General features: G+C 73.7%; 10 protein-coding genes. 2 read left to right on the top strand and 8 right to left on the bottom strand.

Features of this window, described 5'->3' with window-relative positions; all coding sequences use genetic code 11:
• Positions 1-4: 4 nt before the first annotated feature.
• The 5 genes from ACFVAJ_RS03260 to ACFVAJ_RS03240 form a co-directional block, all read right to left on the bottom strand.
• On the bottom strand, positions 5-1636 hold the full coding sequence (locus tag ACFVAJ_RS03260) for an ABC-F family ATP-binding cassette domain-containing protein (RefSeq protein ID WP_376941362.1): 1632 nt from the start codon (positions 1634-1636) through the stop codon (positions 5-7).
• A 286-nt stretch (positions 1637-1922) separates the two neighbouring features.
• Positions 1923-4121 (bottom strand): ATP-binding protein, encoded by a 2199-nt coding sequence (locus ACFVAJ_RS03255; protein WP_376941361.1) that lies wholly within the window; start codon positions 4119-4121, stop codon positions 1923-1925.
• A 41-nt stretch (positions 4122-4162) separates the two neighbouring features.
• Positions 4163-4426, bottom strand: coding sequence for a hypothetical protein (locus tag ACFVAJ_RS03250; protein WP_376941360.1), 264 nt, complete (start codon positions 4424-4426; stop codon positions 4163-4165).
• A gap of 41 nt (positions 4427-4467) precedes the next feature.
• Positions 4468-5310 (bottom strand): class I SAM-dependent methyltransferase, encoded by an 843-nt coding sequence (locus ACFVAJ_RS03245; protein ID WP_376941359.1) that lies wholly within the window; start codon positions 5308-5310, stop codon positions 4468-4470.
• Positions 5311-5537: 227 nt separating this feature from the next.
• On the bottom strand, positions 5538-6191 hold the full coding sequence (locus tag ACFVAJ_RS03240) for a TetR/AcrR family transcriptional regulator (protein WP_376941358.1): 654 nt from the start codon (positions 6189-6191) through the stop codon (positions 5538-5540).
• A gap of 70 nt (positions 6192-6261) precedes the next feature.
• Between ACFVAJ_RS03240 and ACFVAJ_RS03235 the strand changes: the two genes are divergently transcribed.
• Positions 6262-7656: an amidase gene (locus ACFVAJ_RS03235; RefSeq protein ID WP_376941357.1), complete on the top strand. Its 1395-nt coding sequence runs from the start codon at positions 6262-6264 to the stop codon at positions 7654-7656.
• A 143-nt stretch (positions 7657-7799) separates the two neighbouring features.
• Positions 7800-9272 carry an APC family permease gene (locus ACFVAJ_RS03230; RefSeq protein WP_376941356.1) on the top strand — a complete coding sequence of 491 codons (1473 nt, stop codon included), beginning with the start codon at positions 7800-7802 and terminating at the stop codon, positions 9270-9272.
• Between the two features lie 211 nt (positions 9273-9483).
• Here ACFVAJ_RS03230 and ACFVAJ_RS03225 read toward each other — a convergent pair whose 3' ends face one another.
• Genes ACFVAJ_RS03225 through ACFVAJ_RS03215 form a run of 3 tightly spaced genes read right to left on the bottom strand, consistent with a single transcriptional unit; the run spans position 9484 to position 12533 of the window.
• Entirely contained in the window at positions 9484-10704 is a 1221-nt protein-coding gene (locus tag ACFVAJ_RS03225) for an FAD-dependent oxidoreductase (RefSeq protein WP_376941355.1), read from the bottom strand.
• Between the two features lie 54 nt (positions 10705-10758).
• Positions 10759-11409, bottom strand: coding sequence for a response regulator (locus ACFVAJ_RS03220; RefSeq protein ID WP_376941354.1), 651 nt, complete (start codon positions 11407-11409; stop codon positions 10759-10761).
• Positions 11406-12533 (bottom strand): sensor histidine kinase, encoded by a 1128-nt coding sequence (locus tag ACFVAJ_RS03215; RefSeq protein ID WP_376941353.1) that lies wholly within the window; start codon positions 12531-12533, stop codon positions 11406-11408. Before ACFVAJ_RS03215 ends, ACFVAJ_RS03220 begins: the two co-directional genes overlap by 4 nt.
• Between the last annotated feature and the right edge of the window lies 1 nt (position 12534).

Below are 12534 nucleotides of genomic sequence, written 5' to 3'. Positions count from 1 at the left end.
CGAATCACCCGTCCAGGTCGAGCCGCTCGCCGCCGAAGCGCTCGCGCAGCAGCCGGTCGTGCGAGACGAGCACGACCGCCCCGGTGAACGTCTCGAGCGCTGCCTCGAGATCCTCGACGAGGTCGGGGGCGAGGTGGTTCGTCGGCTCGTCGAGCAGCAGCAGCTCGTGCGGCTCGCTCACGAGCAGCGCGAGCTCGAGCCGCCGCCGCTGCCCGTACGACAGCGCGCCGACCGGTACCGCGAGGTCGCGCGGGTGGAACAGCCCGAGGGGCATGAGCCGCCCCTCCGCCGTGCCGAGATCCTCCCGGATGCCGGCCGCGTACGCCTCGAGCAGCGTGCGCCGACTCGGCGGGATCGCGCTCTGCTGTCGCAGGTGCCCGATGCGAGGTGTCGCCTTCACGGTGCCGGCATCCGCCCGCAGTTCGCCCGTGATGACCCGCAGCAGGCTCGTCTTGCCGATGCCGTTGCGTCCGGTGATGAGCAGCCGCCCGCCGGGCGCGAGCACGAGGTCGTCGACGGATGCCTCGGCCACCCGCACTCCGGAGAGCACGAGCAGGGGAGCGTGCTCCGCCTCGGCCGCGTCGACGCCGACCGGTCGCGTCGGGGCGAAGGCCCGGAACGAGAGCCGCTTCGGCGGGGCCGCGACCGGCTCGGCGAGCAGCCGCGACATCCGTGCCTTGGCGTTGCGGATGCGGCCCATCGCCCCGTGGTCGCGACCGCGGGGCTTGAACGCACCCGTGCCCATGCCCGCCTTGTCGAGCTTGCGGGGGATCGCGGCGAGCCGCCCGGCGTTCGTCGCGACGAGTTCGCGGTTGCGGGCGAGCTCGGCCTTCCACGTCTCGTAGGCGAGCCGGTGCCGTTCGCGCTCGTTCGCCTTCGCGACGAGGTAGCCCGGGTACCCGTCGCCGTAGCGGGCGACCGAGGCGGCGTCGACCTCCCAGATCACCTGCGTGAGCGCCTGCAGGAACGCCCGGTCGTGCGTCACGACGACGACCGTGCCGTCGTGGGCGCGCAGCCGCTCGACGAGCCACTGCCACGCGTCGTCGTCGAGGTCGTTGCTCGGCTCGTCGAGCAGCAGCAGCTCGGGGTTCGCGGCGACGGTCGCGGCGAGTGCGACGCGCGACCGCTCGCCGCCCGAGAGCGTCTGCCACGCGCGATCGCGATCGAGGTCTCCGACGCCGAGCGCCTCGAGCGAGGCGCCGAGCCGGGCCAGTGCGCCGTAGCCGTCGCGCGACTCGAAGCGCGCGGTGAGCGCCGCGTACTCGGCGAGGGCCTCGTCGAGGGCCGGGCCCTCGAGCCCCGCGAGCCCTCGCTCGGCCGCGTGCATCGCCTGTTCGAGTGCGCGCAGCTCGACCGAGCAGGCGTCGATCGCGTCGTCGACCGTCGCGCCGGGGGGCAGCTCGAGCACCTGGTCGAGCGTGCCGACGCCGCCGGCGAAGCGCGTGATCAGCTCGCCGGCATCGGGGCTCAGCGCGCCGCCGATCAGGCGCAGCAAGGTCGACTTGCCCGAGCCGTTGTCGCCGATGACGCCGACGCGTTCGCCCGGCCTGAGCGAGAGCTCGACGCGATCGAGCACGATGCGGTCGCCGAAGCGCTTGGTCACGGCGTGCAGTGAGAGTTGGTTGGTCGGATACATGGAGAAGCTCCCTTCCCGGCCCGTTCGCGGACGACGCGAGCGCCGGTCGAGGCCTCGTCGGCGAACCCATGAGAGGGTGCGCGCGAGTGGCGACGGCAGCGGGCCGAATGATCAGTGGTCGGTTGCGCGTCGATCAGCGGCGGTCGTCGCCGCCTGCGATCGATGCGGAAGCCGCGGAGCGAATGCTCGACACGGCTCACCACTCAGGAGTAAATCAGCGTACCCATCGCGACGACGGTAGCAGCTCGGGGGCGAACGCGGAAGGGCGGCGGAACGATGCCGCCCCTCAGCCCGCCACCGCGAGCTTCGCGAGGATCACCGCCTCGCGGCGTTCGTCGTGCACCGCCCGGGCGAGGTCGAGCGCCTCGAGGAGGAGGTCGCGACGCCCCGACTCGGGCCGGCGCTCGGCCTGCATCAGCAGCGTGCGGATCCAGCAGCGGGCGTCGCCGAACCGCTGGAACTCGTGCGCGAGCTCGTCGAGCTCGAGCACCGCGTCCGCGCGGCCGATGAGCTGCTGCACCATCGCGGCGTGCGCGAGCTCGTGCTCGTTGTGCGACGCCCGCGCATAGTCGACGCACTCGGCGGCGAGCTCGACCGCCCGGTCGAGGTCGATGCCGGCCTCGGCCGCGGTCAGCGCCATCATGTACCGCGCGTTGTTGACGTGCATCGCGTCTCCTGCACGCCCGTAGTCGTGCATCGCGGCCGCGAAGTCGACCATCGCCAGTTCGGGCGAGTCGCGCCGGAGGGCCACGCCGCGCATCTGCCGGGTCGCCGCGAGCTCCCAGCGGTCGTGGAGCGCCTCGGCGAGCTCCTCGGCCTCTCCGAGACGTGCGAGCGCGATCGCCTCGTGGTCGAGGTACGCCGCCGCCATGCCGGCGAGGTGCAGCGCGGCGAGGCGTTCGCGGTCGTCGCCCGCGATCTCGAGGGCGCGCTCGGCGAGCTCGGCGACGGCGTCGAGGTCGAGGAACGTCAGCGCGGTGCCGAGCGCGAGCAACTGCTGCGGCGTGGCATCCACGATCACCTCGGCGTCGTGCGCGACCGCGGCGAGCGTACGCACGCTGTCGACGTCCGAACCGTACTGCTCGATTCCGATGCCGAGCGACGACGCCAGGTTGAGGGCGCTCGGATGCCTCGTGGCGCGCGCCCACCGCACCGCCGCGTTCACCTCGGGGCAGAGGATCTCGGAGGTGTGCATCGCCTCGAGGCTGTCGTCGAGTCGTGCACGGTTCGCGAACGGCACCACGATCGCCTCGATGAACGTCGCATGCCGCTCGAGCACCTCGCGGGCGAGCGCGTCGTCGGTGCGGGCGCGAACGAAGTCGCGCAGCACCTCGAGCAGCCGGAACCGGCGGGGCGAGCCCCCGATCGCGACGATGAGCGACTGGTCGAGCAGCCGCACGACGGTGCCGCCGGCGCCGGGGTGGGTGACCGCGAGGGCGAGGTCCATGTCGAAGGTGCGCGGCAGGGCGGCGAGTCGGCGCAGCACCTCCTGCTCGTCGGGGTCGAGCAGGTCCCAGCTCCACTCGAACGCGGTCTCGAGGGTGCGATGCCGTCCGCCCGGCGCGGCGCGGTCGAGTGTCGCGAAGTCGCGCTCGAGGCGTTCGGCGAGCTCGGCGAGCGAGAGATGACGGGCCACGGATGCCGCGAGCTCGATCGCGAGCGGGAGGCCGTCGAGCCGCGCGCAGATGCGGGCGGCCTGCTCGCGCTCGGCCTCGCTCGGCGGTACGGAGACCGCGCCGGGGCCGAGGCGCTCGAGGAACATGGCGACCGCGGGCGGGTCGGCGCCGTCAGTCGGCAGCGGGGCGAGGGCGACGACCTGCTCGCCCGCATCGCCGATCGGCGTGCGCGAGGTCGTCAGCACCCGCAGTTCGGGGGCGAGCGCGCTCGCCCGGGCGACCACCTCGCCGACGGCGGCGCCCACCCGGTCGACGTTGTCGAGCACGAGCAGGTAGGGGCGAGTGCCGAGCGAGGTCGCGACGGCGCCGAGCGCGTCGACGCCCGGGGTCGATTCGAGGTCGAGCGCCCGCGAGATGCGGGCCACGACGTCGACGGGCTCCGCGTGCTCGAGCTCGACGACGACCGGCGCACCTGCGAACGAGCGGGCGAACTCGAGGGCGAGCCGGGTCTTGCCGACCCCGCCCGGGCCGGTCACGGTGACCCAGTGCCGCGCGTCGACGGCCGCGCCGAGGCGGTCGAGATCGGCGTCGCGCCCGACGAAGGCGTCGTCGGGCACCCGCACCGAGGTCTCGCGCATGGCGATCGACGCCGACATGAGCTCGGCGCGCGTCTCGGCGGCGAGCTTGCGGCGCAGGCTCGCGACATGGCTCTCGACCGTGCGCACCGAGATGAACATCTCGCTCGCGATCTCGGGATTGTTCAGCCGTCGCTCGATGGCGGCGAGCACGGCGCGTTCACGGGGTGTCAGACGGGGGTTCGACACGGTGACATCTTCGACGCGCGACGGGCGGACGGCATCAGTGCTCACCCTGTACTGATGCCGCCCGCCCGCGGCGTGGGGCCGCCGGCTCAGTGGGCCGGTCGGGGGCCGCTCGCCGGGGGCCAGCCGTGGCCGAGCCGGTCGAGCAGGGCGCGGAGACCGCGGAGACCCGAGCGGGCCGGGGCGCCGGACGAGGCCGGCGCCGAGACGTCCGGCCGTCGTCGCGCGACCGCGGCGGCGCGGGCTTCGGCGATGCGCTCGAGCGCGACGCGGCGCTGCTCGAGGCGGCCGGCGAGGGTCGCCTCGCGGGCCAGGTTGAGGTCGTGCATCTGGTGATGCTCGCTGAGATTCACGGTGGTTCCTTCGTGCGGATCGGAGTGCGGGGCACGGCGGCTCAGCGCCGGGTCGCGGTGACGAGCAGGTACTCCCACTCGAGGGTGCGGTTCGCGTCGCCCGCCAACTGCTCGTCGCCGAGCACGGCGAGGGCGTCGTCGAGCGCGCGGACGGCCTCGGGGTCGTCGGCGATGCGGCGGTACACCGCGATCGTCGGGCCGTAGTGCGCCTTGAAGTAGTCGCGGAACTCGGCTCCGCTCGAGAACCGGGGGATCGCGACGGTCTCGCGCACCGCGACCACGTCGTCGACCTGGTCGCCGAGCAGGGCGCGCACGTGCGCCTCGTCGCCCCATCGGGGCGCGGGCGTCGCGCCCTCGGGCAGCGGCGGCGCGAACGGCTTCATCACGCCGAACATGCGGCCGATGAACCCTTCGGGCGTCCAGCTCAGCAGGCCGATCCGGCCGCCGGGTCGCACGACCCGCAGCAGTTCGCTCGCCGCGGCCTCGTGGTGCGGAGCGAACATGATGCCGACGCACGAGACGGCCGCGTCGAACGCGGCGTCCTCGAACGGGAGGTCCTCGGCGTCGGCCTCGCGCCACTCGAGCGCGACACCGGCTTCGGCCGCGTTGCGGCGCCCGGCGGCGAAGAGCTCGGGTGCGAGGTCGCTCGCCACGACCGCGGCGCCGCGCTCGGCGGCGGGGATCGACGCGTTGCCGCTGCCGGCCGCGATGTCGAGCACCCGGTCGCCGTCGTGGATCCCCGTGGCGGCGACGAGGCGCGGCCCGAGGCTCCAGATGAGGTCGGCGGCGAGCGTCGGGTAATCGCCCGACGCCCACATGCTGCGGTGGCGGGCCTTGAGTTCGCGGTCGGCGTCGGTCGCGGTGATCGCGCTGGTGTCGGTCATGTCGTGCTCCTTGTCGGTGATGACGTTGGAGCGAGTGTCGCCGCGGGCGGTGCACGCCGCATCCGTGCAGCGCACGGAGATCTGCACGGAGTCGCGACGCGAGTTCGTTCATCCTCCGCCGCCGCAGCTTCGGCGATCGCCACGACTTCGGGCGGGTCGCCGCCTGCGCACCGGATTCGTGGCGATCGCCGACGTTGCGGACCGGGGCGCGCCGCGGGTGGGTGGGTCTACGAGGTCGGGGCCGGCGACTCGGATGCCGCGGGGCTGCGCACGAGGGTCGCGTCGAGCCCCGCGATGAGGGCCTCGAGGCCCTGGTCGAAGGTCTCGAGCTCGCGCATGCCGGTGACCTCGGGCGGGGCGTCGGTTCCCGTGGGGCGCGCCGCGGCCTGGCTGCGCGCCCACACCACGAGGAATCCCGTGGCGTAGGCGTCGACGATGCCGAGGATCTGGCGGGCCTCGGCGGGGCCGAGCCCGGCGCGTTCGAGGCTCGCGACGACACCGGCGAGGTGCGGTGCGACGGGCGAGGTGTCGTACGGGGCGAGGGCGAGCAGTTCGAAGCTGTGCGGCAGCTGCACCGCGAGGTCGCGGTACGAGCGGAGGGTGCGTCGCACCGCGTCCTGCCAGGATTCGCCGGGGACCTCGTGGAGCCCGAGGCGCTCGATGAGCCGGGCCACGATCGCGTCGACGAGGTCGTCGCGGTTGCGTACGTGCGTGTAGAGGCTCATGGGCGCCCGGTCGAGCTCGGCGGCCAGTCGGCGCATCGTCAGGGCGTCGAGCCCGTCGCGTTCGACGAGCGCGATCGCGGCCTCGGTGAGGTCGTCGCGGCTCACGGTCCTGCGCGGTGCGGTCTTCTTGCGGGATGCCTCTTGACGGGACGCCATGGGTGCAACAGTATCGTCCGTACAGTGTACGGATCCGTACGACGTACGGAAGCGCGAAAGGCACCACCAGATGGAATTGTTCCGGCTCACCGCCACCGAGGCATCCGAGCTGATGCGACGGCGCGAACTCTCGCCCGTCGACCTGCTCGAATCGGTCATCGCCCGCACGGAGGCGACCGAGCCGGTCATCAACTCGGTCACCGAACAGTGGATCGACGAGGCGCGCGCTGCGGCCGTCGCGTCCGAGGCGCGGTTCGCCGCGGGCGAGGCGCCCCGCGCGCTCGAGGGCATCCCGCTCATGCTCAAGGACGAGCAGCCCATCGCCGGTCGCCTCCTCGAAGACGGATGCCTCCTCGAACGCGGCAACATCGCCGACGAGACGCACCCGATCGTCGAGCGCATCCAGGCGGCCGGCGCCGTCGTGCACGGCCGCACCACGACCCCCGAGTACTGCTGCGCCCCCGTGACGCACTCGAAGCTCTGGGGCGTCAGCCGCAACCCCTGGAACCCCGACTTCACCCCCGGCGGCTCCTCGGGCGGCTCGGGCGCCGTGCTCGCGGCGGGGTCGACCCTGCTCGCGACCGGCTCCGACATCGGCGGGTCCATCCGCATCCCCGCGTCGTTCTGCGGCGTCGTCGGCTTCAAGCCGCCGTTCGCCCGCGTGCCCGGCATGGCGCCGTTCAACTCCGACACCTACTGCGCCGACGGCCCGATGGGGCGCAGCGTCGCCGACGTCGCCATGCTGCAGAACGTGATCTCGGGCCCGTGGGTCGGCGACGCCGCCTCCCTCCGCGAGGTCGCGACCGTCTCAGGGGTCGCCGCCCCGCTCGATGGCGTCCGCGTCGCCCTGTGCCTCGACCTCGGCGGCTACGATGTCGACCCGGTCGTCGAGGCGAACACCCGCTCGGCCGCCGCTGCGCTGGTCGCCGCGGGCGCCACGGTCGACCTCGTCGAACTGCCGTGGGGGCCCGAGCGCACGCTCGAGACGGCCTGGCCGCACTTCGGCGCCGTGATGGGCCCGTTCATCGAGTCGATCGCCGAGGGCGACGCCTCGCGCGCCGAGCAGCTCATGCCGTACACCCGCGCCTTCGCCGCGCAGGCTGCGGCGGGCGGCGACTACGTGGGCGGCCTCGTCGCCGAATCGGCCTTCTACCGCCCGTTCGCCGAGCTCATGACGGGCTACGACGTGCTGGTCTGCCCGACGATCGCGACCACCGGCCTCGCCGCCGACGAACCCTGCACCGACAGCACCGCGATCTTCTCGAAGCTCATGACGCTGCCGTTCAACGTCATCGGACGCGTGCCCGTGCTCGCCGTGCCCTCGGGCCGGGCGCCGAACGGGGTGCCGACCGGCGTGCAGATCGTCGGCCGCAGCTACGACGACGCGACCGTGTTCCGCGTGGGCGCGGCACTCGAGCAGGAGCTCGCGCTCTGGACCGACCCCGCCTGGTGGCCGGCGATGTGAGCCTCCCGACCGGGGCGGGCCCGCGCCCGCCCCGGCCGCCGCAGACCCCCTTCCGATCCGACTGCACCACCCGATCCATCCGCACCACCCGCTTCACCCGCTTCATCCCCTGCTGTCACCACCGTCGCTGACGAGGAGCACCGATGAGTTCGACCCCCACCCCCACGCCGACCGCCGACGACCGCTCGGGCGGACTCGCCCGCGGCAAGCTCGGCACCTTCGACATCTTCTTCTTCGTGGTCGCCGCGGCAGCGCCCCTCGCCGTGATGGCGGGCGCCGCCCCGCTCGCGTTCCGGCTCGGCGGCATCGGCGTGCCGGGCGCCTACCTGTTCAGCGGCATCGTGTACATCCTGTGCGCCGCGGGCTTCACGGCCTTCGCCCGGTACGTGCGCAACGCGGGCGCGTTCTACGCCTTCATCGGCCGAGGACTCGGCCGATCGGCGGGCGGCGCCGCCGCGCTCGTCGCCCTGCTCTCGTACGCCCTCATCTGCGCGGGCTTCTACGGGTTCCTCGGCTTCTACGCCGCGACCACCTTCAACCCCATGCTCGGCATCGAGCTGCACTGGTCGGTGTACGCCCTCGCCGGGCTCGCCGTCGTCGCGGTGCTCGGCTACCGGCAGATCGACATCGGCGCGCGGGTGCTCGCCGTGCTCATGATCCTCGAGGTGCTCATCCTCGCGGTGATCGCCGTCGCCGTGCTCGCGACCGAGGGCACCGCGAACTTCTCGATCGAGCCGTTCGCGCCCGGCAACGTGTTCAACCTCGCGAGCGGCGGCATGTTCGTGCTCGCCCTCGGCGCGTTCATCGGCTTCGAGAGCACCGCGATCTACGCGGAGGAGGCGCGTCGGCCCGAGCGCACCGTGCCCCGTGCGACGTACTTCGCCGTCGGGTTCCTGGCCGTCTTCTACGCGTTCATCGCCTGGATCGCGGTCGCCGCGCTCGGCGTCGACGGGCTGGTCGAGTACTCCCTCTCCGACGTGTTCCAGGGGCTGTACTTCATGCTCGCCGAGTCGTACCTCGGCGCATGGGCGAGCATCGTGATGGGCCTGCTCATCGTCACGAGCATCCTCGCCGCGACCATCGCGTTCCACAACGCGACGTCGCGCTACCTGTTCTCGCTCGGGCGCGACGGGTTCCTGCCCGCGCGGCTCGGCGTCACGCACTCGCGCTACCGGTCGCCCGCCCGGGCGAGCCTCGTCACGACGATCGTCTCGCTCATGCTCATCTCGCTCACCGTCACCTTCGGCGCCGATCCGTACCTGGTGCTGCTGCTGTGGACCAACGGCGTCGGCATCGTCGGCGTGGTCGCCCTGCAGGCGGTGTGCATGGTCGCCGTGATCCGCTTCTTCTCGCGCGACCGGCGCGGGCACGGCGTGTTCCGTGTGCTCGTGGCGCCGCTCCTCGGCGTGGTCGGCCTCCTCGTGGGGCTCGTGCTCATGGTGACGAACCTCGAACTGCTCACCGGACGCAACGACTGGGTGAACTGGGCGCTCATGCTCTCGCTCGTCGTCGCGGCGGTCGTCGGCGTGCTGCGCGCCCGGCAGCTCGGCGCCGCCGCCGGCGCGGAGGGCGCCGAGGCCGGCGCGGACGCGGTGCCGAGCGACACCGGGCGCTAGCCGTCCGCGGCGCCGCCTCGGATCACCTTCGGGCGGCGCCGCGTCGGTCCGGCACGTCGCCGTCGGGTGCGCGGCTCCAGCGCGGTTCGGGACCTTCCGATTCGGTACCTCGGTACCGAAGTACCGAAGTACCGAGATGTCGACGGAGGATGCCTCCAACCGACGCCCGCCGCGCGAGAGCGCCGTGCGTCGCGCGCGACGGCGGCATGCGTCAGGCGGATGGCTCCGGTGCCCCGCCGCCCGTAGGCGATCCGCCGATCGACGTCGGCGCGGCGAGCGAGGCGCGCGCGGCGGTCGCCCCGCCTCCGGCAGCGGCCTCGGGATCGGCGAAACGGTCGAAGCGGAACGGCTCGAGGTCGACGGACGGCGTCGCGCCCTCGGCGAGGTCGGCGAGCACGAGGCCCATGAGCGCCGAGAACTTGAAGCCCTCGCCCGAGTCGCCGCACGCGACGGTGACGCCGGGCAGCGGCGTGCCGATGACGAAGCGGCCGTCGGGGGAGTCGGTCCAGGTGCAGACCTTCGCGTCGACGACCTCGGCGCCCTGCATGCCGAGCACCTCCCGCGCGTAGCCGAGCAGGAACCCGGTGCGCTCCGCGTCGGGGGTGCGGTCGTCGTCGACGCCCCACACGGCGTCGCGCAGCGGTGCGTCGAGGCCGAGCTTGAAGCCCACTCCCGGCGTCGTCATCGCGTAGAGCGTCGGCCGCTCGGGGGTGGCGATGTCGATGAGGTCGGGCAGTTCGTCGAACGGCTGCGCCGGGTCGGCGACGTGCACGACCTGCTCGAGGTGCGGGCGCAGCGGCACGTCGAGCCCGAGGCGCTCGAGCAGGGCGGATGCGCCGGGGCCGGCCGCGACCACGAGCGCGTCGGCCTCCAGCGTCTCGCCGCCGCCGAGGTGCACCCGACGCGGGCCGTCGCCCGAAGCATCCGCCTCGATGTCGACGACGTGCGCGATGCGCAGCGTGCCGCCCGCCCGCTCGAAGCGCCGCAGCTGCGCGCGCAGCGAGACCTCGGCGAGCACCGGGCCCGCCTCGGAGGTGTAGATCGCGCCGCGGCCGTCGGGCACGAGCCCGGGAAAGCGTGCGCCGACCTTTTCGGCGTCGAGCCGCAGGTGCGGGATGCCCTCCATCGCGAGGGTCCACTCGAAGGCGTCGAGCGCCGCCGTCGAGTCGCGCCAGACGAGGCCGCGGCGGAGGAACACCGGTTCGCCGGCGATCGACGACAGCCGTTCCATCGCCTCGAGGCTCTGCCGGGTCATCCGGATCTTCGCGGGATCGGGGTCGGCGAGCCGCCAGATGCGGGTCGGCCCGTGCGACGACGACAGCGGGTTCGCGGGTCCGTAGCGATCGACGAGGGTGACCCGGTGGCCGCGCTCGGCGAGCTCGGCGGCCGCGGGCAGCCCCCAGGCGCCGGCGCCGATGACGATGATCTGCATGCTTCCATCCTCGCCTGCGTGCGAGCGGTGTTGCGCTTCGCGTCGCCAGGAGCGTCAGCGCGATCGCCGCTGCTCGTGCCGCCAGATCGCCAGTTCGACCCGGTTGCGCACGCCGAGCTTCGTCATCAGGCTCTCGACGTGCGTCTTCACGGTGCTGAGCGAGATGTGCAGCTCACGGCCGATCTCGGCGTTGCCGAGGCCGCGTGCGACGGCGTCGAGCACCTCGGTCTCGCGGTCGGTGAGGGGCACGGCCGGGGCGGCGGGCGGTTCGGCGGCCTCGCCCGCGAAGGCGGCGATGAGCCGCACCGTGACATTCGGGTCGATGAGCGCGTCGCCGCGGGCGGCCGCGTGCACCGCCTCGGCGAGCAGCACCGCCCCGGCGTTCTTCAGCAGGAATCCGCGCGCGCCGGCCCGCAGCGCACCGTAGACGTACTCGTCGAGGTCGAAGGTCGTGATCACGACCACGGGCATCGGATCGGCGACGTCGGGCCCCGCGAGCAGGCGGGTCGCCTCGAGACCGTCGGTCCCGGGCATCCTGATGTCGAGCAGGCAGACATCGGGCCGGATGCTCCGCGCGAGCCGGACCGCCTCGTCGCCGTCGGCCGCCTCGGCGACGACCTCGATGCCGGGCGGGGCGTCGAGGATCATCCGCAGCCCCGTGCGCACGAGGTGCTGGTCGTCGGCGATCAGCACGCGCACGCTCACCTCGGCCACCCCGCCCGCGGCAGCTCGGCGGTCACCGTCCACCCGCCGTCGCACGGCCCGGCCTCGCACCGGCCGCCGAGCAGGGCGGCGCGTTCGGCCATGCCGGTGAGCCCGAAGCCGGGCCGAGCGGAGACCACGGCCTCGCCGTCGTCGCGGACGTCGAGCCGCACGCCGTCGCCGTCGACCCGCACCCGCACCTCCACGCGGGTGGCGCCGTGCGCGTGGCGGCGCGAGTTCGTCACGGCCTCCTGCGCGATGCGGAACACCGCGGCGCCGATCGCCGGCGGCACCGACGCCGTGTCGCCGTCGAGCTCGACCGTCACGGCAGGGCCGCCGGCCGGCGAGCTCGTCAGTCGCCCGAGGTCGTCGAGGCCGGGGACGGGGGCCAGCTCCGGGGCATCCGACCGCCTGAGCACGCGGACCATCGCCCGCATCTCGTCGAGCGTGCGCGACGCCTCGCCCTCGATGACCCGCAGCGCCTCGGTCGCGGCGTCGGGATGCTGCGCCGCGACCGCGGCGCCGGCCTGGGCCTGGATCGCGATCGCCGAGACGTGATGGGCGACCGTGTCATGGAGTTCGCGGGCGAGCTCCTCGCGTTCGAGCAGTCGCATGCGCTCGAGCTCGCGCGCCCGGGCACCCGCGCGCCAGCGGAATGCGAGGCCGAGCGACCCCGTCGTGACGACGACCGCGAGCCCGCCGACGAGGTCGACCGGCGACGGCGACTCGAGGAGCAGCGGGGCGAGGGTGCCGGCGAGCACCAGTGCGGCACCGCCGAGCATCGCACGGCCGTTGCCCCAGCGCAGCACCGAGTACACGAGCACGAGGAAGTAGGCCGTCGTGACGAGCTGGGGGTCGCCGCCCACCACGACCGAGACGAGCGTGCCGACGCCGAACGCGACGGCGAGCATCGTGAACGGGCGCGTGCGCCGCCAGAGCAGCGTCGGCACGAGGGCGACGAGCACGATCGCCCATCCCCACCGCCACGGCACCTCGGGGCGCAGCGTCGCCTCGAGCAGCACGAGCGGGGGCAGCACGCCGACGAGCACCCAGTCGCGCCAGACCCGCCGCGGCGGAGGCGGCGTCGGGGCCGGCGAGCGCCACAGTGCGCGGACGGGGCTCGTCATG

The sequence above is a fragment of the Agromyces sp. NPDC057679 genome (assembly GCF_042799635.1).
GTDB lineage: Bacteria > Actinomycetota > Actinomycetes > Actinomycetales > Microbacteriaceae > Agromyces.
The sequence above is the reverse complement of the archived record's forward strand: the minus strand, read 5'-3'. Positions and strand labels throughout refer to the sequence as shown.

Bases quoted from the DNA above. Each gene is read 5' to 3' on its own strand.
- ACFVAJ_RS03260 (WP_376941362.1), bottom strand. From the start codon at position 1,636: ATGTATCCGACCAACCAACTCTCACTGCACGCCGTGACCAAGCGCTTC.
- ACFVAJ_RS03245 (WP_376941359.1), bottom strand. From the start codon at position 5,310: ATGACCGACACCAGCGCGATCACCGCGACCGACGCCGACCGCGAACTC.
- ACFVAJ_RS03240 (WP_376941358.1), bottom strand. From the start codon at position 6,191: ATGGCGTCCCGTCAAGAGGCATCCCGCAAGAAGACCGCACCGCGCAGG.
- ACFVAJ_RS03235 (WP_376941357.1), top strand. From the start codon at position 6,262: ATGGAATTGTTCCGGCTCACCGCCACCGAGGCATCCGAGCTGATGCGA.
- ACFVAJ_RS03230 (WP_376941356.1), top strand. From the start codon at position 7,800: ATGAGTTCGACCCCCACCCCCACGCCGACCGCCGACGACCGCTCGGGC.
- ACFVAJ_RS03225 (WP_376941355.1), bottom strand. From the start codon at position 10,704: ATGCAGATCATCGTCATCGGCGCCGGCGCCTGGGGGCTGCCCGCGGCC.
- ACFVAJ_RS03215 (WP_376941353.1), bottom strand. From the start codon at position 12,533: ATGACGAGCCCCGTCCGCGCACTGTGGCGCTCGCCGGCCCCGACGCCG.